The organism is Enterobacter sp. 120016 (assembly GCF_018383635.1).
In the GTDB taxonomy this organism is placed as follows: Bacteria; Pseudomonadota; Gammaproteobacteria; order Enterobacterales; family Enterobacteriaceae; genus Enterobacter; species Enterobacter asburiae_D.
Map to the genome: position 1 here is coordinate 136,241 of NZ_JAHAWC010000010.1, position 21,091 is coordinate 157,331.

General features: G+C 54.9%; 20 protein-coding genes and 1 riboswitch. Of the genes, 11 read left to right on the top strand and 9 right to left on the bottom strand.

Features of this window, described 5'->3' with window-relative positions:
* Positions 1 to 3 precede the first annotated feature (3 nt).
* The 7 genes from ftsL to leuO all read right to left on the bottom strand — a co-directional run bounded on the left by ftsL (position 4) and on the right by leuO (position 7,116).
* Positions 4 to 369 (bottom strand): cell division protein FtsL, encoded by a 366-nt coding sequence (gene ftsL, locus KIF87_RS15520; protein WP_008501989.1) that lies wholly within the window; start codon positions 367 to 369, stop codon positions 4 to 6.
* Complete coding sequence (rsmH, locus tag KIF87_RS15525) at positions 366 to 1,307, bottom strand: 16S rRNA (cytosine(1402)-N(4))-methyltransferase RsmH (protein ID WP_021240527.1); 942 nt, start codon at positions 1,305 to 1,307, stop codon at positions 366 to 368. The genes ftsL and rsmH overlap by 4 nt, the downstream gene beginning before the upstream one ends.
* Positions 1,308 to 1,309: 2 nt before the next feature.
* A complete protein-coding gene (mraZ, locus tag KIF87_RS15530; protein ID WP_021240528.1) occupies positions 1,310 to 1,768 on the bottom strand; it encodes a division/cell wall cluster transcriptional repressor MraZ in 459 nt (152 codons plus the stop codon).
* 600 nt (positions 1,769 to 2,368) lie between these two features.
* On the bottom strand, positions 2,369 to 3,376 hold the full coding sequence (cra, locus tag KIF87_RS15535) for a catabolite repressor/activator (RefSeq protein ID WP_008501993.1): 1,008 nt from the start codon (positions 3,374 to 3,376) through the stop codon (positions 2,369 to 2,371).
* A 179-nt stretch (positions 3,377 to 3,555) separates the two neighbouring features.
* The gene (gene ilvN / locus KIF87_RS15540; RefSeq protein ID WP_008501994.1) at positions 3,556 to 4,047 is read right to left on the bottom strand and encodes an acetolactate synthase small subunit; all 492 of its coding nucleotides are present in this window, start codon (positions 4,045 to 4,047) and stop codon (positions 3,556 to 3,558) included.
* 1 nt (position 4,048) lies between these two features.
* Positions 4,049 to 5,773, bottom strand: a complete 1,725-nt coding sequence (gene ilvI, locus KIF87_RS15545) for an acetolactate synthase 3 large subunit (RefSeq protein WP_213329252.1) — start codon at positions 5,771 to 5,773, stop codon at positions 4,049 to 4,051.
* 380 nt (positions 5,774 to 6,153) lie between these two features.
* A complete protein-coding gene (gene leuO, locus KIF87_RS15550) occupies positions 6,154 to 7,116 on the bottom strand; it encodes a transcriptional regulator LeuO (RefSeq protein ID WP_311391175.1) in 963 nt (320 codons plus the stop codon).
* A 588-nt stretch (positions 7,117 to 7,704) separates the two neighbouring features.
* On the opposite strand from leuO, the gene leuL reads away from it, so the two are divergent.
* The 7 genes from leuL (at position 7,705) to KIF87_RS15585 (ending at position 14,307) form a co-directional block, all read left to right on the top strand.
* On the top strand, positions 7,705 to 7,791 hold the full coding sequence (leuL, locus tag KIF87_RS23610) for a leu operon leader peptide (protein WP_071787438.1): 87 nt from the start codon (positions 7,705 to 7,707) through the stop codon (positions 7,789 to 7,791).
* A gap of 91 nt (positions 7,792 to 7,882) precedes the next feature.
* Complete coding sequence (gene leuA / locus KIF87_RS15560; protein WP_213329254.1) at positions 7,883 to 9,454, top strand: 2-isopropylmalate synthase; 1,572 nt, start codon at positions 7,883 to 7,885, stop codon at positions 9,452 to 9,454.
* Positions 9,454 to 10,545 carry a 3-isopropylmalate dehydrogenase gene (leuB, locus tag KIF87_RS15565; protein ID WP_023310385.1) on the top strand — a complete coding sequence of 364 codons (1,092 nt, stop codon included), beginning with the start codon at positions 9,454 to 9,456 and terminating at the stop codon, positions 10,543 to 10,545. Before leuA ends, leuB begins: the two co-directional genes overlap by 1 nt.
* A 2-nt stretch (positions 10,546 to 10,547) precedes the next feature.
* A complete protein-coding gene (gene leuC, locus KIF87_RS15570; protein ID WP_121425012.1) occupies positions 10,548 to 11,948 on the top strand; it encodes a 3-isopropylmalate dehydratase large subunit in 1,401 nt (466 codons plus the stop codon).
* Between the two features lie 10 nt (positions 11,949 to 11,958).
* On the top strand, positions 11,959 to 12,564 hold the full coding sequence (leuD, locus tag KIF87_RS15575; protein ID WP_048989656.1) for a 3-isopropylmalate dehydratase small subunit: 606 nt from the start codon (positions 11,959 to 11,961) through the stop codon (positions 12,562 to 12,564).
* Between the two features lie 164 nt (positions 12,565 to 12,728).
* Complete coding sequence (locus KIF87_RS15580) at positions 12,729 to 13,619, top strand: cation diffusion facilitator family transporter (protein ID WP_213329256.1); 891 nt, start codon at positions 12,729 to 12,731, stop codon at positions 13,617 to 13,619.
* A 106-nt stretch (positions 13,620 to 13,725) separates the two neighbouring features.
* Positions 13,726 to 14,307: a cytochrome b/b6 domain-containing protein gene (locus KIF87_RS15585; protein ID WP_213329258.1), complete on the top strand. Its 582-nt coding sequence runs from the start codon at positions 13,726 to 13,728 to the stop codon at positions 14,305 to 14,307.
* Between the two features lie 47 nt (positions 14,308 to 14,354).
* Here KIF87_RS15585 and KIF87_RS15590 read toward each other — a convergent pair whose 3' ends face one another.
* Both KIF87_RS15590 and sgrT read right to left on the bottom strand, forming a co-directional pair.
* Positions 14,355 to 15,533 carry a sugar efflux transporter gene (locus tag KIF87_RS15590; RefSeq protein ID WP_213329261.1) on the bottom strand — a complete coding sequence of 393 codons (1,179 nt, stop codon included), beginning with the start codon at positions 15,531 to 15,533 and terminating at the stop codon, positions 14,355 to 14,357.
* Positions 15,534 to 15,653: 120 nt separating this feature from the next.
* Entirely contained in the window at positions 15,654 to 15,806 is a 153-nt protein-coding gene (gene sgrT, locus KIF87_RS15595; RefSeq protein ID WP_023334488.1) for a glucose uptake inhibitor SgrT, read from the bottom strand.
* An 88-nt stretch (positions 15,807 to 15,894) separates the two neighbouring features.
* Here sgrT and sgrR point away from each other — a divergent pair, with 88 nt between their 5' ends.
* The 4 genes from sgrR (at position 15,895) to thiQ (ending at position 20,973) form a co-directional block, all read left to right on the top strand.
* Positions 15,895 to 17,550, top strand: coding sequence for an HTH-type transcriptional regulator SgrR (sgrR, locus tag KIF87_RS15600; RefSeq protein ID WP_213329263.1), 1,656 nt, complete (start codon positions 15,895 to 15,897; stop codon positions 17,548 to 17,550).
* 36 nt (positions 17,551 to 17,586) lie between these two features.
* Positions 17,587 to 17,687: riboswitch (TPP riboswitch) on the top strand.
* Between the two features lie 31 nt (positions 17,688 to 17,718).
* Positions 17,719 to 18,702, top strand: coding sequence for a thiamine ABC transporter substrate binding subunit (thiB, locus tag KIF87_RS15605; protein WP_213329266.1), 984 nt, complete (start codon positions 17,719 to 17,721; stop codon positions 18,700 to 18,702).
* The gene (thiP, locus tag KIF87_RS15610) at positions 18,678 to 20,288 is read left to right on the top strand and encodes a thiamine/thiamine pyrophosphate ABC transporter permease ThiP (protein ID WP_213329268.1); all 1,611 of its coding nucleotides are present in this window, start codon (positions 18,678 to 18,680) and stop codon (positions 20,286 to 20,288) included. Before thiB ends, thiP begins: the two co-directional genes overlap by 25 nt.
* Entirely contained in the window at positions 20,272 to 20,973 is a 702-nt protein-coding gene (gene thiQ / locus KIF87_RS15615) for a thiamine ABC transporter ATP-binding protein ThiQ (protein ID WP_213329271.1), read from the top strand. Before thiP ends, thiQ begins: the two co-directional genes overlap by 17 nt.
* Positions 20,974 to 21,091: the final 118 nt, after the last annotated feature.

Sequence of the window (21,091 nt, forward strand, 5' to 3'; positions counted from 1 at the left end):
CCCTTATTTTTGTACTACGATATTTTCCTGCGAAGGATCAACATGCTGCAGCTGCAGCTTTTCCGTTGCGATCCGTTCAACCCGGCTGTGATCGCCGAGCGCGTTTTCTTCAAGGATCAAATTTCGCCATTCAATATCCAGCGCATCGCGTTCCAGTACCATCTGCTCGCGTTGCGCAGTCAATAAACGCGTATGGTGGGCGGTGGTCACCACCGTAACTGCCGTGACAATGATGCAAATGAACAGACAGAGTGGCAGTTTCCCAAACCGCAAAAGATCGTCGCCGATCACGCCAGGCAAGGCATGGCGCTCGTTGCTTCCTAACGAATCCTTAACTTTGCTTAGGGTCTCTGTCACTCTGCCGATCATGCGTTCGTCCTCTCTGCAACACGCAGCACTGAACTACGGGCGCGTGGATTCTCTGCCACTTCTTCTTCGCCCGGCATCAACTTGCCTAATGCTCGCAACTGACGGCCACCCAGCTTCCTGAGTTGTTCTTCCGTCATCGGCAGCCCCGCTGGCACCTGTGGACCGCGGCTTTGTTCACGCATAAAGCGTTTCACAATACGGTCTTCCAGCGAATGGAAGCTGATGATGGATAACCGCCCACCCGGGGCCAGCACGTCGAGCGAGCTTTTTAGCGCCAGCTCTATTTCCTCCAGTTCACTGTTTACCCAGATGCGAACCGCCTGGAAGGTACGGGTCGCGGGATGTTTGTGCTTATCCTTCACCGGCGTCGCCGCCGCGATCACTTCAGCCAACTCTTTGGTGCGGGTCATTGGCTCAATGCGATTGCGCTCAACGATGGCGCGCGCAATACGTTTGCCAAAGCGCTCTTCGCCGAACGTTTTGATGACCCATGCAATATCGGCTTCGTCAGCGGTCTGTAACCACTCAGCGGCAGACTGACCGCGCGTCGGGTCCATCCGCATGTCCAGCGGACCATCTCGCATAAAGGAGAAACCACGTTCAGCATCATCAAGTTGAGGTGAAGAGACGCCAAGATCGAGAAGAATCCCGTCGATCTTGCCCGTCAGGCCGCGCTCAGCGACATAATCCGCGAGCGCAGAGAAAGGTCCATGCACGATGGAAAAGCGTGGGTCATTGATGGTCTGTGCAACGGCAATAGCCTGCGGATCGCGATCGATTGCCAGCAGGCGTCCTTCCTCTCCAAGCTGGGAGAGAATCAAACGCGAGTGACCACCGCGACCAAACGTGCCATCAATGTAGATGCCATCCGGACGAATATTCAGGCCGTTAACGGCCTCGTCCAGTAACACCGTTTTATGTTTATAATTTTCCATCATATTTATAGAGACAAGTCCTGCAGCCGTTCCGATAATGTCGCGGAATCAGACTGCTCAGCGTCGATATCTTCCTTGACCTGTTGATACCAGGTCGTTTCATCCCACAGTTCAAACTTGTTGAACTGCCCGACCAGCATCACTTCTTTGGTCAGACCGGCATGTTGCCGCAACACAGGGGCAATCAGTAATCGCCCTGCGTTATCCATCTGACATTCACTGGCATGTCCCAATAACAGCCGCTGCACGCGGCGTTCCTGCGGGTTCATGCTCGACAGTCGCGACAGCTTTTGCTCAATAATTTCCCATTCAGGCAAGGGGTAAAGCAGCAGGCAGGGGGAGTTAATGTCAATGGTGCAAACCATTTGACCCGCAGCGTTCTCAATCAGCTGGTCGCGGTATCGGGTTGGTACCGATAAACGCCCTTTGCTGTCGAGATTGACTAACGTAGCTCCACGGAACATGCCAGTCTCACCCCTCCTCACCACTTTAACCCACAAATTCCCACCTAAAGGAGTTTACGGAGCGAGGGAAAAGCTTGTCAAGCCAGGACTCTCCCTATAAGGACTCGAAAGCCCTCTATTTACAGAGATAAACAGTCCTGGTTAATAACTGCACAACTGGCGAGGCAAAATTAACGTTATGAATATTTGTAAGAAAAAAACCGAATATGCACACTAGCGTTAAAGCTCACTCAATATCATCGCAGATAAATATAAAGTGTCAGTTTGCGACGCGGGCAGCATTTTATGACAGATTCTCAGGGGATAACAGCGCCAGATTCACCCAGGCACACGGTAAGCGCGGCGGTTGCCACGTAAGCTGGCAAAGGAGGAGGAAAAACGTCTGAATATTCATCGACCGAAGAGGGTTTGTAACAAAATAATACAAAGAGTGCCGTTTAAAATCGCCCGGATGTTCTTTAAAAGGACAATTTAAAAGCCAGAATGAATTAAGAAAAATAGGTGATTATGATCCCTCAAGAATTATCCTAATTTCTCTCCGGGAATTATCTGCGCGAATTATCGCAACAAAATGGGGCAGATTTCGCCGCCCCGGTCATTTCATTTTTGGCGGCTTAAAATTCCGCGATGGTAGAGATTACGTTTGATACGCGTCAGGCCCGGCTTCGGCTTGCGCGGCTCATCCAGGCTTGCCAGCACAATCTCAAGCACACGTTCAGCGACATCGCGGTGACGCTGTGCTACCGCCAGCACCGGGCACTGGAGGAAGTCGAGCAGCTCGTTATCCCCGAACGTGGCAATCGCCAGGTCGGAAGGCAGTTTACCTTCACGGCGTAAGGTCACATCCATGACGCCCTGCAACAGCGCGAACGACGTGGTGAACAGCGCCTGAGGCATAGGATGCGTTTCCAGCCATTTCTCGAACAGCTGCGCCGCGGCTTCACGCTCGTAGCTATTGGCATAGAGGTAGTGAACCTCGCGCGGATCGTCTTTCCAGGCGGTTCTGAACCCCTGCTCACGCAGGAAGCTCACGGAAAGCTCGGGCAGCGCGCCAAGATACAGCACCGTTTCTGCGGGGAATGTTCTCAGCTCTGCGGCCAGCATTTCTGCATCATCCTGATCCGCACCCACGACGCTGGTGAAATGCTCGCGATCGAGCGCGCGATCCAGCGCAACGATTGGGAACGGGTCGTTCGCCCAGCGCTGGTAGAACGGATGCTCTGGCGGCAAGGAGGTCGACACGATGATGGCATCCACCTGGCGCTGGAGAAGATGCTCAATGCAGCGCATCTCGTTGTCGGGCTGGTCTTCCGAGCAGGCAATCAGCAGTTGATAGCCGCGCTGGCGCGCCTGACGTTCAAGATAGTTGGCGATACGGGTATAGCTGGTGTTTTCCAGGTCAGGGATCACCAGACCAATAGAGCGGGTACGCCCGGCACGCAGACCGGCTGCGACAGCATTCGGATGGTAGTTATGCTCACGAACGACCGCCATAACTTTTTCAACGGTCTTGTCGCTGACACGGTACTGCTTTGCTTTACCGTTAATCACATAGCTGGCCGTTGTTCGTGACACGCCGGCTAGCCGGGCGATTTCATCCAGTTTCACAATTGCCCCTTAAAAAAAGAAAAGAGTCCATGGCCCTGTCAAGGTTATGGTTAAATCTTTTAACATCTAAACGCAGAAAAGCCTTCGCGGCAACCGCTTTTATCTGCGTTGTCGGCTGATTACGCAAAAAAAAGCCCGGCTTTGGTGACCGGGCAGAAAGAGGCGAACCTTTTTGACAACTAACGCATGATTTTCTCGCCGCGTGACAGACCTACTACACCCGATCTTGCCACCTCGACAATTTTTGCGACGTCCCGCACGGACGCCAGGAAAGCATCCAGCTTGTCGCTTGTCCCGACCAGCTGAACCGTATAAAGAGAAGGCGTGACGTCGATAATCTGTCCGCGGAAAATATCCGCATTGCGTTTGACTTCCTCACGCCCGTAGCCGCTGGCCTGAATTTTCACCAGCATGACCTCACGTTCAACGTAGGCACCCTGCCCCAGCTCGCTCACGCGCAGGACATCGACCAGCTTATGCAGCTGTTTCTCAATCTGCTCAAGCACTTTGGCATCGCCGACGGTTTGGATCGTCATGCGCGACAGCGTAGGGTCTTCCGTCGGGGCAACGGTCAGGCTTTCAATGTTATAGCCGCGCTGCGCAAAAAGGCCAATGACGCGCGACAGTGCGCCAGACTCGTTTTCCAGTAAAACAGATAATATCCGGCGCATATCAGGTTCTCTCCGTTTTGCTTAACCACATTTCATCCATACCACCACCACGAATATGCATCGGATAAACGTGCTCGGTTCCATCAACAATCACATCCATAAAGACGAGGCGGTTGTTTTTAACGTGCTCAAGCGCCTGTGCGAGCTTCGTTTCCAGCTCGGCCGGATCGGTCACCCGCATGCCTACATGGCCGTAAGCTTCAGCAAGACGAACAAAGTCCGGAAGCGATTTCATGTAGGACTGAGAATGACGACCAGAGTAGATCATGTCCTGCCACTGCTTCACCATACCGAGATACCCGTTATTCAGGTTCAGCACCAGTACCGGCAGTTCATACTGCAGCGCGGTAGACAGCTCCTGAATGTTCATCTGAATACTGCCATCTCCGGTCACGCAGACGACGGTTTCATTCGGCAGCGCCAGCTTCACGCCCAGCGCGGCAGGCAGACCAAAGCCCATGGTTCCTAAACCACCGGAGTTGATCCAGTGTCGCGGTTTATCAAACGGGTAATACAGGGCGGCAAACATCTGGTGCTGCCCCACGTCTGAGGTCACGTATGCCTCACCTTTCGTCAGTCGCCACACCGCTTCAATGACCGCCTGCGGCTTAATGTTTTCACTCTGCGTGTCATATTTCAGGCACTGACGCGCGCGCCACTGTTCAATCTGCTGCCACCAGTCGCGGATCTCATCCAGCGGCTGGGTTGCACTCTCCTGGGTCAGCAGGTCCAGCATTTGCTCCAGAACCTGACGGGCATCGCCGACGATCGGCACATCAGCCGACACCGTTTTTGAAATTGACGTTGGATCGATATCAATGTGCAGCACGGTGGCGTTCGGGCAATACTTCGCCAGGTTGTTGGTGGTGCGATCGTCAAAACGCACGCCGACGGCAAAGATGACATCGGAATGATGCATCGTCATGTTGGCTTCATAGGTACCGTGCATACCCAGCATTCCCAACGCCTGACGATGGGTGGCAGGAAACGCCCCCAGCCCCATCAGTGACGACGCAACGGGAAGGTTAAGCTTTTCAATCAGTTCACGAAGCTGAACTTCGCAGGCAGAGTTGATCGCCCCGCCACCGACATAGACCACCGGTTTTTTGGCTGCCAGCAGCGTTTGCAACGCTCGCTTGATCTGGCCTTTATGCCCCTGCGTTGTTGGGTTATAAGAGCGCATGCTGACCGATTCCGGCCAGACATAGGGCAGCTTGTTTGCCGGGTTCAGGATATCTTTAGGCAGATCGACCACCACCGGTCCGGGACGTCCGCTCGCCGCCAGCCAGAAGGCTTTTTTCAGTACGCCGGGAATGTCTTCTGTTTGCTTGACCAGGAAGCTGTGCTTCACAACGGGACGTGAAATCCCGACCATGTCGCACTCCTGAAACGCATCGTAGCCAATCAGTGAGGTTGCCACCTGCCCGGAGAGGATCACCAGCGGGATAGAGTCCATGTAGGCCGTCGCAATGCCGGTAATGGCGTTTGTCGCGCCGGGGCCGGACGTGACTAACACCACGCCCACTTCCCCCGTCGCACGCGCCAGGCCATCAGCCATGTGCACCGCCGCCTGCTCGTGACGTACCAGAACATGGTCAATGCCCCCTACCGTATGCAGCGCATCATAAATATCGAGGACCGCACCGCCAGGGTAGCCGAACACTTGCTTTACGCCCTGATCGATCAGCGACCGAACGACCATTTCCGCGCCAGACAACATCTCCATGCTTTGCCTCCAGGCATTTTGTTATAGACGGACTGCCGAATTCATTTCCGCACCGTCTTACGATTGGGATAAACCAATCTTATATATTGCAGAGTGTTCTTTACCTTAACCGCTCGTTATGAGGCAGGCAATTAGCAAACCCAGGGAGATAAACGGCGCGTAAAGCAGAAAAAGCAGCCGTTAACAGAAGATATGGTTAATTCCTCTGGGAATAGAGGATGGGGTGATAAATCATCGCTGAAAAGCGCGACAATGCAGGAAATCATCTATTTTTGCGTGCCGCAGAGCAGCCCGAAAAAAAGTACCACAGAACAAAATAGCAATTATCTAAAAAAATTCAGGATAAATCACATGAACCGATGCGATTTACCCTGATGCGTTTACCGGCGACAGATGCCAACCAGCAGCTCTTCCATCCACTGATGTCCTTTATCCCGGCCCGCCGCTTCATGCCAGGAAAGATAACAGGTACGGCTATTTAGCTTGAGCGGCAGAGGCAAAATTTGCAGATTTAAAGGGTCAGAAAACTCTTCTGCCAGCCAGCGCGGCGCAATCGCCACCAGCTGCGTCTGGGAGACCACGTTTAATACGCTGACCATGGCCATGCCCTGATACGCCACGCTCGCCTGTTTATCCGCAGTGTCATACCACGGCAGGCTAAAGGACGCATATCTGTCGAGTGCTACAACGGCGTGCTGCTCGTTATAAACATCGCTCTCTCGCAGCGGAGAGTTCAGGCGCGGATGCTTTTTACTGGCGACCAGAACCATTTCATCTTTAAACAGCGGCACGCAGGAAAATTCTGGACGACGAAACTCTTCATATCCCAGAACGAATTCGATTTCCTGATAGCGTAACTGATGTTCCGTGTTTTGATTCAGGGATGATTTAAAAACAAGATTGATATTGGGTGCGATCTCTTCAACTTTATTATAAATAATCGACGTTAAATAATTATCCAGTGGGCTACAGACGCAAAGATGGAATACGCGCTCGCTGCTTAAGGGTTCAAAGCCCGAGCCCGGCAGCTCGTTTTGGACCAGTTGCAACGCCTGGCGGATGGAGCCAAACAGCTGGAATGCACGGGCTGTAGGCTGGATCCCTCTCCCGTAGCGAACAAATAATTCGTCGTTAAACATGACCTTAAGTCTGGCAACGGCATTACTCACGGCAGGTTGTGACATCCCCAGCGATTGGGCCGCGCGGGTGATATTCTGTTCCTGCATGACAGCATCAAACACCGTCAGAAGATTAAGATCCACCGTGCGTAACTGCGGTTTAATCCCATCAGTAGCTTGAGGTTGTTTAATATTATTTTCTGGCACTTCTGACTCCACTGTCACGCTACACTCCCTTTGCCATCGTACGGTAATAATCTCGAAAAATATGATTTATCATGCAAATACGATCAGCGAAAGAGAATTATTTAAAATTCGGAATATATAAAGACTCTATATAAACGAAAATTAATGAGCGCAAATGATATGTTTGACTTTAGGATTTGAATGAAACCATAAACCAAACAAATATACAATTGGCATCAGGTTAATGATGACTTAAGTATTATTAAACTGTTATTGCTATCGCCCTACAGTTAGTTAACAACCTGTTATCTCTGTTCGCTTTTCAACATTATGAAATAGATTCACAGCATTTATAACTTAATGATATCAAAACCTTTTAATCAGAAGACCTCCTCTTCAGGACATTTCACTCATTTTAAACAATTATATTTATTTATTTCTGCAACTCTTTTCTTAAGTCCAAAATTAGACAATTAGTCGGGTAGAGAAAGCTCAAACCAGCACAATTAGCTAAAGTGAATACCCGGTAGATTCCGTCTGCCGGGCCCGTTTTCATCGTCAGGGGTTGACATGAACGGCCGTATCCAGTACCACTAAAAGCATATTGAATTTAACGGAGCACGATTCATGATTCGCACCATTCGTTTCACCGGTCTACTACTACTAAACGCATTCACTGTGCGCGGTAGACTGGCGGGCGAAATTCAGCGTTGAATCGTCACCAGTAAGACTAAAAACCCGCGCCACTGCGCGGGTTTTTTTATGCTCGTAGCAAGGCGCCCTAAGACTGACAAGGACCTAACCCATGAGCCAGCAAGTCATTATTTTCGATACTACTTTACGTGACGGTGAACAGGCATTACAGGCAAGCCTGAGTGTAAAAGAGAAACTGCAGATCGCGCTGGCTCTCGAACGTATGGGTGTCGACGTGATGGAGGTCGGTTTCCCGGTCTCGTCTCCGGGTGATTTCGAATCCGTCCAGACTATCGCTCGCACCATTAAAAACAGCCGCGTGTGTGCCCTGGCGCGCTGCGTAGAGAAAGACATCGACGTTGCTGCCGAGTCATTGAAAGTCGCCGAAGCGTTCCGTATCCACACCTTTATTGCGACCTCGCCTATGCACATCGCAACCAAGCTGCGCAGCACGCTGGATGAGGTGATTGAGCGCGCGGTTTACATGGTTAAACGCGCACGCAACTATACCGATGACGTTGAATTCTCCTGTGAAGATGCGGGCCGTACGCCAATCGAAGACCTGGCGCGCGTTGTGGAAGCCGCCATCAACGCGGGCGCGAAAACCATCAACATCCCGGATACCGTCGGCTACACCATGCCGTTTGAGTTCTCCAACATCATCACCGGCCTGTATGACCGCGTACCGAATATTGATAAGGCAATTATCTCCGTCCACACCCACGATGACTTGGGTCTGGCCGTGGGCAATGCCATCGCTGCCGTCCACGCCGGGGCGCGCCAGGTTGAAGGCGCGATGAACGGTATCGGCGAACGCGCGGGCAACTGTTCGCTGGAAGAAGTGATCATGGCGATCAAAGTGCGCAAAGACATCATGGACGTGCACACCCGCATCAATCACAACGAAATCTGGCGCACCAGCCAGACCGTCAGCCAGATTTGCAACATGCCCATTCCCGCTAACAAAGCGATTGTCGGCACCGGTGCCTTCGCACACTCCTCCGGTATTCACCAGGATGGCGTCCTGAAGAACCGCGAAAACTACGAAATCATGACCCCGGAATCCATCGGCCTGAATCAGGTGCAGCTGAATCTGACCTCCCGTTCCGGACGCGCGGCGGTTAAGCACCGTATGGAAGAGATGGGTTATCAGGACAGCGATTACAACATGGATCAGCTGTACGACGCGTTCCTGAAACTGGCCGACAAAAAAGGTCAGGTATTCGACTATGACCTGGAAGCGCTGGCCTTTATTAACAAGCAGCAGGAAGAGCCCGAGCACTTCCGTCTGGATTACTTCAACGTGCAGTCCGGCTCCAGCAACATCGCCACCGCCTCGGTCAAACTGGCCTGCGGTGATGAAATTAAAGCAGAGGCCGCGAACGGTAACGGCCCTGTCGACGCCATCTACCAGGCGATTAACCGCGTCACCGAGTACGACGTTGAGCTGGTGAAGTATGACCTGACGGCCAAGGGCCACGGCAAAGATGCACTGGGTCAGGTCGACATTGTTGTTACCCACAACGGCCGCCGCTTCCACGGCGTGGGCCTGGCGACCGATATCGTTGAATCCTCCGCGAAAGCGATGGTGCACGTTCTGAACAACATCTGGCGCGCCGCCGAAGTCGAAAAAGAGTTGCAACGCAAAGCTCAGAATAAAGAGAACAACAAGGAAACCGTGTAATGTCGAAGAATTACCATATTGCTGTGTTACCGGGCGACGGTATTGGTCCGGAAGTGATGGCACAGGCGCTGAAAGTACTGGAAGCCGTTCGCGCGCGTTTTGCGATGAAAATCACCACCAGCCACTACGACGTGGGCGGTATTGCGATTGATAACCACGGTACGCCGCTGCCAAAAGCGACCGTGGAAGGCTGCGAAAATGCCGATGCCGTGCTGTTTGGTTCCGTCGGTGGCCCGAAATGGGAACACCTGCCGCCGGCAGAGCAGCCAGAGCGCGGCGCGCTGCTGCCGCTGCGTAAACATTTCAAGCTGTTCAGCAACCTGCGTCCGGCGAAGCTGTATCAGGGTCTGGAAGAGTTCTGCCCGCTGCGCGCGGATATCGCCGCCAACGGGTTCGACATTCTGTGCGTGCGTGAACTGACCGGCGGGATCTATTTCGGTCAGCCAAAAGGGCGCGAAGGCAGCGGACAACACGAGAAAGCGTTCGACACCGAGGTGTATCACCGTTTCGAAATCGAACGTATCGCCCACATCGCGTTCGAGTCGGCGCGCAAACGCCGCCATAAAGTGACCTCTATAGATAAAGCGAACGTGCTGCAGTCCTCCATTTTGTGGCGTGAGATAGTCAGTGAAGTGGCTAAGCAGTATCCGGACGTCGCGCTGTCGCACATGTACATCGACAACGCGACCATGCAGTTGATTAAAGATCCGTCCCAGTTTGACGTGCTGCTGTGCTCCAACCTGTTCGGCGATATCCTCTCTGACGAGTGCGCGATGATCACCGGCTCCATGGGCATGCTGCCCTCCGCAAGCCTGAATGAAGAAGGCTTTGGCCTGTACGAGCCTGCGGGCGGCTCCGCGCCGGATATCGCAGGCAAGAACATTGCCAACCCGATTGCGCAGATCCTCTCCCTGGCCCTGCTGCTGCGCTACAGCCTGGATGCAGGCGATGCGGCAACCGCAATTGAGAACGCCATTAACCGGGCGTTAGAAGAAGGCGTCCGTACCGGCGATTTAGCACGCGGCACGGCGGCAGTCAGTACCGATGAAATGGGCGACATTATTGCCCGCTATGTCGCTGAAGGGGTGTAATCATGGCTAAGACGTTATATGAAAAGTTGTTTGATGCGCACGTTGTTTACGAGGCGCCAAACGAAACCCCGCTGCTGTACATTGATCGTCATCTGGTACACGAAGTGACCTCACCTCAGGCATTTGACGGCCTGCGGGCGCACAAGCGTCCGGTACGTCAGCCGGGTAAAACCTTCGCGACGATGGATCACAACGTTTCCACCCAGACCAAAGACATTAATGCCTCGGGTGAGATGGCGCGTATCCAGATGCAGGAGCTGATTAAGAACTGCAACGAGTTTGGCGTTGAGCTGTACGACCTGAACCATCCGTATCAGGGCATCGTCCACGTGATGGGGCCTGAGCAAGGGATCACCCTGCCGGGCATGACCATCGTCTGCGGTGACTCCCATACCGCGACCCACGGCGCGTTTGGCGCGCTGGCGTTCGGTATCGGCACGTCCGAAGTGGAACATGTGCTGGCAACGCAGACCCTGAAACAGGGCCGCGCCAAAACCATGAAGATTGAAGTGAAGGGTAAAGCCGCACCGGGTATTACCGCAAAAGACATCGTGCTGGCCATCATCGGTAAAACCGGCAGCGCGGGCGGCACCGGTCATGTTGTTGAATTCTGCGGTGAAGCCATCCAGGCGCTGAGCATGGAGGGACGCATGACCCTGTGCAATATGGCCATTGAGATGGGCGCAAAAGCCGGTCTGGTCGCCCCGGACGACACCACCTTTAACTATGTGAAGGGTCGTCTGCACGCGCCGAAAGGTCAGAATTTTGACGACGCGGTCGCGTACTGGAAAACCCTGAAAACCGACGATGGCGCAACGTTTGATACCGTTGTCACGCTGCAGGCAGAAGAGATTGCGCCTCAGGTGACCTGGGGCACCAACCCGGGTCAGGTGATTTCCGTCAATGACGCCATTCCCGATCCGGCCTCCTTCGCCGATCCGGTCGAGCGCGCCAGTGCGGAAAAAGCGCTGGCCTATATGGGGCTGAAGCCCGGCGTGCCGTTGACCGACGTAACCATTGATAAGGTCTTTATCGGTTCCTGCACCAACTCCCGTATCGAAGATTTGCGTGCCGCCGCCGAGATTGCCAAAGGCCGCAAAGTGGCACCGGGCGTGCAGGCGCTGGTGGTACCTGGCTCCGGTCCGGTGAAGGCCCAGGCGGAAGCCGAAGGTCTGGATAAGATCTTTATCGAAGCGGGCTTCGAGTGGCGTCTGCCTGGCTGCTCCATGTGTCTGGCCATGAACAACGATCGCCTGAATCCGGGTGAGCGCTGCGCCTCTACCAGCAACCGTAACTTTGAAGGCCGTCAGGGCCGCGGTGGGCGCACCCATCTGGTCAGCCCGGCAATGGCCGCCGCTGCGGCAGTCACCGGCCATTTCGCCGATATTCGCAGCCTGAAATAAGGAGACAATCATGGCAGAGAAATTTACCCAACATACGGGCCGTGTTGTCCCGCTGGACGCCGCCAACGTCGATACTGACGCTATTATTCCGAAACAGTTTCTGCAGAAGGTGACGCGTACCGGTTTCGGCGCGCATCTGTTTAACGACTGGCGATTCCTGGACGATAAGGGCGAAGTGCCTAATCCGGAATTCGTTCTGAACTTCCCGGAATACAAAGGCGCCTCCATTTTGCTGGCGCGAGAAAACTTTGGCTGCGGCTCATCCCGTGAACACGCGCCGTGGGCGCTCACCGACTACGGCTTTAAAGTGGTCATTGCCCCAAGCTTCGCGGATATCTTCTACGGTAACAGCTTCAACAACCAGCTGCTGCCGGTGACGCTGAGCGATGAACAGGTCGATGAATTGTTCGCGCTGGTTAAGGCGAATCCGGGCATTTCGTTTGAAGTGGATCTGGAAGCCGAAGTGGTGAAAGCCGGGGATAAGACCTACAGCTTCAGCATCGATGCCTTCCGCCGTCACTGCATGCTGAACGGTCTGGACAGCATTGGTTTAACTCTCCAGCACGAAGCGGCGATTGCCACTTACGAACAAAAACAACCCGCATTTATGAAATAATCCTCCGGCCTGCAGCGCACTCTGCAGGCCGCGTTTTATCCCGATACCCGATCCTCCTTCTGTAAATACTTCGCAAACCCAGCCAATAATGACGTTACATTTAATGTCAATTTAATGTTCCCTGCGCAGAATAATCTCTCAATTAGCTGGCAGCGGAAATTATCATGGAAAAGAAAAATGGCAATGAGTCTCACCTCCGTTCTCAAGAAATACAAAAATGCACAATAGTGAGCGTGATAACAAATAGTTTACTCACCGGCTTTCAGATAGTTGCAGGTATATTCTCCGGCTCACAGGGATTAATTGCTGATGGGATTCATTCTCTTTCCGATTTATCCTCTGATTTTGTCGTTTTGATTGCGAATAAAAAGAGTCAGAAAGCCTCTGATATCGATCATCATTACGGTCATCTGCGTTTCGAAAACGGTGCAAAGCTCATTATTGGCGCTATTCTGCTGCTTGTTGGCGTCGGGATGCTCTGGTCCGCAGGGAATAAACTGCTTCACCCCGAGACGCATCAGCTGGTGAAAGGGGCCGCTTTGTGGGTGGCGATACTGGCGCTGGTCGTGAAGGAAAGCCTGTTCAGATACATGTTTGCCACGGGAAAACGTATTCAGTCCTCGCTGCTGATAGCCAATGCCTGGCATGCCCGTTCTGACGCCGCCTCGTCAGTGGTTGTCGCCATCGGGATTGCCGGGAATTTAGTGGGTTTTCACGCGATGGACCTGATTGCGGCCCTGATTGTTGGGATATTTATCGCCCATATGGGCTACAAATTCTCAGCCGATGCCCTGCACGACCTGATGGACCGTTCGCTTGAGCCCGAGCTGGAGCACGACATCAAAACCTGTCTTCTCTCAACCGAGGGCGTTACCGGACTCCATGATTTAAAAACCCGCAAGATGGGCGATTTAGCCCTTGTCGATGTCCATCTGGAAGTGAACGGCGAATTAAGCGTAAAAGAAGGGCATCAGATTGCCGTCAATGCCAGAAACAACGTGATGCAAAAATTCAACGTGCTGAACGTGATGACGCATATTGATCCTGCCCGCTAATCAGAACGCATAAATACAGTGTGACGCAATCCATCGTTAAGGTTTCGTTAATTAATCTGCGTCACACTGCATCGCATCAGCTCTCTCATTATTGAGGTAAAAAGCGATGAACCCAACGCTACGCAATGCGCTTCCCCATAAAGAAACGCCTTTTCTTCGCGTACTGCACATTCTTGTGGCCGTTCTGGTGCTGGTCCAGATTATCAATTCTAATTTCACCGAAAGTGAAGCCCTTCACGAATCCGGGCTGAACGGAATTGTCACCTGGATGCATATTATCTCCGGATTTGGTTTAATTTTTTGTGGCATTGCCATGATGGCATGGATGTTAACCCAGCGCGGATTTAAATATTACTTCGCCTGGCTGGTGCTGGATTTTCGTGGAATCATTGACGATATTCGCACCCTCACGCAGCGCCAGCTTCCTGACGCGCATGCCGGCGGCATGGCGGCAACGGTGCAAGGTCTGGGCGTGCTGGCGCTGCTGGGCGTTGCACTCTGCGGCGCGGCCTGGTTCGTGCTGAACGCCACGCTCGGGCCCGTGTCGTCCATCACGGAATCCGCCTTAAATTTGCATAAATTCCTGACGGTCTTTATTGAGACATATTTCTGGGCACACGGTTTCATGGGCCTCGTCCATATGTACCTGACGCTACGCGCGCAGCGTAAATATCAGTATTCAGAGTAAACGGTTCGCAGAGCCCGGCATTTCCGGGCTCCGTTTCATTGATCCAATCACACGTCTTTTACGCGGCAGGTCAGCAGAAGCGTCACGACAGAGATCGCCGCAATCATCCAGTAAACAGACGCATGCCCATAGCTTTGCGCCAGCGCCCCCTGAATCACGCCAGCCAGAATCACCCCGGTTGAAATACTGTTGGTAAAAAGCGTGGTCGCCGAGCCTGCACGACCGGGCATGAGATCCTGAAACCAGAGCATGCCGATCCCGGCAACAATCCCGATAAACACGGCGTTAAACAGCTGCAGCGCCAGCAACGCTTCACGCGAATGGAAAAGGATCAGCCCTGCGTAGAACAGCACCCCGGCAGCCACGGCGAAGATCATCATCCGACGCTTTCCAAAGCGCTTAACGTAGTAACCCGCCAGAATCATCGCCGGAATTTCCAGCCCGGCGGCAGTTCCCATTAAGATGCCCGCGAGTTTGTCCGGTAAACCCAGATCGCTGCTGATCCACAGCGGCATATCGATGATGTACATGGTGTTGCAGGTCCACATCAGCGTGGAGGCAATAAACAGCATGCGGACGTTTTTGTCCTGCCAGCCGCTCACCTGGGTGACAGGTTTATCCGTCGCCTGTTCGACTCGCGCCACGGACGGCAGCGCGAAGGCAATCAATACCAGGCTGATGACAAAAATCCCGGCGGCGATGGAGAACATGGCGGTAAAGCCGTAGTTCAACGCCAGCATGAAGGCCAGCGGCGGCCCAATGACCCACGCCAGCGAGAGCTGGGCACGCATCACCGAGCTGAACATCACCACTTCCCGCGCCGAGTTATCCGCATATTCACGGGCCAGCGCGAACAGCTGCGGCATGGCGGTGTTTGCCAGCGACGCCAGCAGCACGCCGCAGGTAATCAGCGTCAGATAATGACGGTTGAAGGCAAAGAGCAGCGCGTTGCCCACGGCCATGGCGCAGCAAAAGAGGATCAGCCTGCGGCGATCGCCCTGGCTGTCCGATCGTTTCGCCAGCGCGAGGCTGACCAGGATCCCGGCAATGGCGTTGACGGTATAAAACAGGCCGACCCAAAACGGCTGTGCCCCCACCTCGCGGCTGAGAAACAGGCTCAGCGTCGGCGCCTGCAGCGCCCCCGCCACGCCCATCATAAAGGCCACCAGCATAAAAGCGGCATACACGCCGTTCAGGCGTCGCCCCATCGTCATCAACCACAGCATGCGCAAGTCCTTGTGAAAGCAAATCGAAATTGGGTGAAAGAATAAACGAAAAAAGCCAGCAAAAACATTTTGCTGGCGGGTGATTAGCACCAATACTCAGTCACACATGATCGAGGCGAGTTAGCGGGAAGAGGTCGGTGTTGTAACGTCCCACTGCATCAATTCTTCTAACGTTTTCAGCCGTTGCTCTGCACACCGGCGGGCCAGCCAGGACGATCCCTTTGTCGCTGAAAAGTACTGCTGATAAAACTGACGTGCGGTAGACCTCTTCATAATTTACCTCCTCGCTTCATCGAGGAGAATTATTGGCCTAATATAGGGATAAATAAATTGCTGGTTTTTTGTCAGGAGTTCCCCTTTTATGCCTTCCGGTCGTCTGCAACAACAGTTTATCCGCCTCTGGCAGTGCTGCGAGGGGCAATCGCAGGAGACCACGCTCAACGAGCTGGCTGACCTGCTTAGCTGTTCCCGCCGCCATATGCGCACGCTGCTCAACACCATGCAGCAGCAGGGTTGGTTAAGCTGGGAAGCGGAGGCGGGACGCGGCAAACGCTCGCGACTGACCTTTCTCTATACCGGGCTGGCGTTGCAGCAGCAGCGCGCGGAAGACCTGCTGGAGCAGGACCGCATCGATCAGCTGGTCCAGCTGGTGGGCGACAAAGCCGCCGTGCGCCAGATGCTGGTTTCCCATCTCGGACGCAGCTTTCGTCAGGGCCGACACATCCTGCGGGTGCTTTACTATCGCCCAATGAAAAATCTGTTGCCCGGCACGGCCTTACGCCGCTCAGAAACCCACATGGCCCGGCAAATCTTCAGCGGCCTGACGCGCATAAATGAGGAAAACGGGGAACTGGAAGCGGATATCGCGCACCACTGGCAGCAGGTTTCCCCGCTTCACTGGCGCTTCTTCTTACGCCCCGGCATCCACTTTCACCACGGCCGCGAGCTGGAAATGCACGACGTCATCGCGTCTCTGGAACGCGTCCGCAAGCTCCCGCTCTACTCCCATATCTCCCGCGTCCACTCCCCCACGGCCTGGACGCTGGATATCGAGCTGTCGCAGCTGGATAAGTGGCTTCCCTGGCTGCTGGGCTATGTGCCGTCGATGATTTTGCCCGGCGAGTGGGAATCGTTGAACAACTTTGCCAGCCAGCCGATTGGCACCGGCCCCTACTCCGTGTCCCGCAATAACAGCAACCAGCTGAAAATCCGCGCGTTCGATGACTATTTTGGCTATCGGGCGCTGATCGACGAAGTGAACGTGTGGGTATTACCGGATCTCAATGAAGAGCTGAGCGCCGGACTAACGCTTGAAGGCCCCACCACGGGAGAAAAGGCCGTGGAGAGTCGCCTGGAAGAGGGATGTTACTATCTCCTCTTTGACCGCCGCACCCACCGTGGGGCAAATCAGGCCGTGCGCAAGTGGATCAGCCACGTTTTGTCTCCTTCCAATCTGATCTACCATGCGGAAGAGCAGTACCAGACATACTGGTTCCCGGCGTACGGCCTGCTTCCGCGCTGGCACCACGCCCGCCCGGTGCACTGCGACAAACCCGCCGGGCTGGAGTCCATCACCCTGACCTACTACCGCGAGCACGTGGAGCATCGTTTTATCGCCAGAATCATGACCCGACTGCTGGCAGCCGAGGGGGTCACGTTAGACGTCAGGGAAGTGGACTATGACGAATGGCATCAGGGTGAGATCGCCAGTGATATCTGGCTCAACAGCGCCAACTTTACCCTGCCGCTCGATTTTTCCCTTTTCTCGCATCTGTATGAAGTTCCTCTCATCCAGCACTGCATCGACCGTGACTGGCAGCAGGATGCCGCCCAGTGGCGTGCGGGAGAAATGAATCTTGCCGCGTGGTGCCAGCAGCTTCTGGCCGAGCAGGCGATCGTACCGTTGATCCACCACTGGCTGATGATCCAGGGCCAGCGCAGCATGCGCGGCCTGCGGATGAATACCCTGGGCTGGTTTGATTTTAAATCCGCCTGGTTTGCGCCGCCGGAGCCATAACGCTTTCGTAATATTCACCAAATCATTACAATAGCGCCGTTCTCAACGGGGTGCTGCATCACAGATGTGCGCTGAGATAATACCCGTCGAACCTGATCCGGATAACGCCGGCGAAGGGATTTGAGGCTGTCGCTCAAAATCCTTTGCCACTCAACTTTGAGGTGCAAAGTGTTAAAAAAAGTTCTCCCCCTGCTGGCGCTGCTGGCGCTGCCTGCTTTTGCCAAGCCCGTCCTGACGGTCTACACCTATGACTCCTTCTCTGCCGACTGGGGCCCTGGCCCGGTAGTCAAAAAAGCCTTCGAAGCGGACTGTAACTGCGAGCTGAAGTTCGTGGCACTGGAAGATGGCGTGTCGCTGCTCAACCGTCTGCGCATGGAAGGGAAAAACAGCAAGGCCGACGTGGTGCTCGGGCTGGATAACAACCTGCTGGAAGCCGCCTCGCAAACCAAACTGTTTGCCAAAAGCGGCGTCGCGGCAGATGCCGTTAACGTGCCGGGCGGCTGGAAAAACGACACCTTTGTGCCGTTCGACTATGGCTACTTTGCTTTTGTTTACGACAAAAATAAGCTGAAAAACCCGCCGAAGAGCCTGAAAGAGCTGGTGGAAAGTGACCAGAAATGGCGCGTGATTTATGAAGATCCGCGTACCAGCACGCCGGGCCTGGGCCTGCTGCTGTGGATGCAAAAGGTCTACGGGGATAAAGCGCCGGAAGCGTGGCAGAAACTGGCCGCCAAAACCGTCACCGTGACCAAGGGCTGGAGCGAAGCCTATGGCCTGTTCCTGAAAGGCGAAAGCGACCTGGTGCTGAGCTACACCACTTCTCCGGCCTACCACATCATCGCCGAGAAGAAAGATAACTACGCTGCCGCTAATTTTGCTGAAGGGCACTATCTGCAGGTGGAAGTCGCCGCGCGTACCGCCGCCAGCAAACAGCCGGAGCTGGCCGAGAAGTTCCTGAAGTTCATGGTTTCACCGGCGTTCCAGAATGCGATTCCAGCAGGCAACTGGATGTATCCGGTCACTAACGTTGCCCTGCCCGCAGGTTTCGAGCAGTTGACCAAACCAACAGCCTCGCTGGAGTTTACGCCGCAGCAGGTCGCCGCGCAGCGTGCAGCATGGGTAAGTGAATGGCAACGCGCCGTCAGCCGTTGATTCCCGGCTGGTTACTTCCCGGGCTGCTCGCCGCCATAGTGATGGTAGTGGTCAGCCTGGGAGCTTTTCTTGCACTGTGGTTCAACGCGCCAGAGAGCGACCTGCTCGCCCTCTGGCACGACAGCTACCTCTGGCACGTTATCCGGTTCTCCTTCTGGCAGGCGTCTCTCTCTGCTCTGCTGTCGGCGATCCCGGCCATTTTTCTGGCGCGTGCCCTGTATCGGCGGCGTTTTCCCGGCAGGCTGGCACTGCTGCGCCTGTGCGCCATGACGCTGATCCTGCCCGTGCTGGTGGCGGTATTTGGTATTCTGAGCGTTTACGGACGCCAGGGCTGGCTGGCTTCGCTGTTCGGCCAGCTTGGTCTGGAATGGTCATTCTCGCCTTACGGACTGCAGGGCATTCTGCTGGCGCACGTCTTTTTCAATATGCCGATGGCAACGCGCCTCTTCCTGCAGGCGCTGGAAAACATTCCCGGCGAACAGCGTCAGGTTGCCGCCCAGCTCGGCATGCGCGGCTGGTCATTCTTTCGCTTTGTCGAATGGCCGTGGCTGCGCCGCCAGCTTCCCCCCGTCGCGGCGTTAATCTTCATGCTCTGCTTTGCCAGTTTTGCCACCGTGCTGTCGCTCGGCGGCGGGCCGCAGGCCACCACCATTGAGCTGGCGATCTACCAGGCGCTGAGTTACGACTACGATCCCGGTCGCGCCGCGCTGCTGGCGATGGTGCAGATGGCGTGCTGCCTTGCGCTGGTGCTGCTGAGCCAGCGGCTGAGTAAAGCCATTCCCGCGGGCAGCAATCAAATAACCGGCTGGCGCGATCCGCAGGACAGCCTGCACAGCCGCGTCACCGATTTTATCCTGATTGCGCTGGCGCTCCTGCTTCTGCTGCCGCCGCTGATGGCCGTTATCGTTGACGGACTGAACCGCAATCTCATATCCGTCCTACAACAGCCCGTCCTCTGGCAGGCCACCTGGACCTCGCTGCGTATCGCCCTGGCGGCTGGGTTACTGTGCGTCATGCTGACCATGATGCTGCTGTGGAGCAGCCGTGAACTCTATGCCCGGCAGGCCCAAAAGGCCGGACAGGCGTTAGAGCTGACGGGCATGCTGATTCTGGCGATGCCGGGCATCGTGCTGGCGACGGGCTTCTTTTTACTGTTCAACAGCACCATCGGCCTGCCGGAAAGAGCCGATGGCATTGTGATTTTCACCAACGCCCTGATGGCCATTCCCTACGCGCTCAAAGTGCTGGAAAACCCGATGCGCGACGTCAACAGCCGCTACGGTTTGCTGTGCCAGTCGCTGGGCATGCAGGGCTGGCAGCGGCTGAAGGTGGTTGAACTGCGCGCGCTAAAACGCCCGCTGGCGCAGGCGCTGGCGTTTGCCTGCGTGCTGTCGATTGGGGATTTTGGCGTGGTGGCTCTCTTTGGCAATGACGATTTCCGCACGCTGCCATACTGGCTCTATCAGCAAATTGGCTCTTATCGCAGTCAGGACGGCGCGGTCACCGCGCTGTTACTGCTGCTGCTGTGCTTTGCCTTATTTACCGCTATCGAAAAACTTCCGGGGCGTGATGTTAAAACTGACTGATGTAACCTGGCTTTACCAGCATCTGCCGATGCGCTTCACGCTCTCCGTGCGTCAGGGGGAGATGATCGCCGTACTTGGCCCAAGCGGCGCGGGAAAAAGCACGCTGCTTAATTTGATTGCGGGTTTTCTGCAGCCGGCAAGCGGCGCGATCGTCATTGAAAATCACGATCATACCTACACGCCGCCCGCAAAACGTCCGGTCTCAATGCTGTTTCAGGAAAACAACCTGTTTACCCACCTGACGGTGCGGCAAAACATCGCGCTGGGAATGCATCCGGGACTCAGGCTGAACGATGCCCAGCGCCAGAAGCTGGAGATTATCGCCGCACAGATGGGGATCGCTGAGTTCATCGACAGGCTGCCGGGCGAGCTTTCCGGCGGCCAGCGTCAGCGCGTGGCGCTGGCGCGTTGTCTGGTGCGCGAGCAGCCGATCCTGCTGCTGGATGAGCCGTTCTCGGCGCTCGATCCTGCTTTGCGTCAGGAGATGCTGGCGCTGGTGCAGGACGTCTGTCAGCGCCAGCAGCTGACGATGCTGATGGTGTCGCACAGTATCGAAGATGCCGCACGGATTGCGCCGCGATCGGTGGTGATTGCCGAAGGGCGTATTTTGTGGGATGGAAAAACAGAAGAACTGCTGAGTGGTAAAGCGGGGGCGTCTTCGCTGTTGGGCATTCGTGCGGTCTGATGCCCTCACCCTGGCCCTCTCCCTGTACGGTCCGGGGACATAGTGAACACTTGTTCGGGGACATGGTAGACACTTACAACTAAGGCATAAGAACCCGTTTATGGAGTCGCTTATGCCC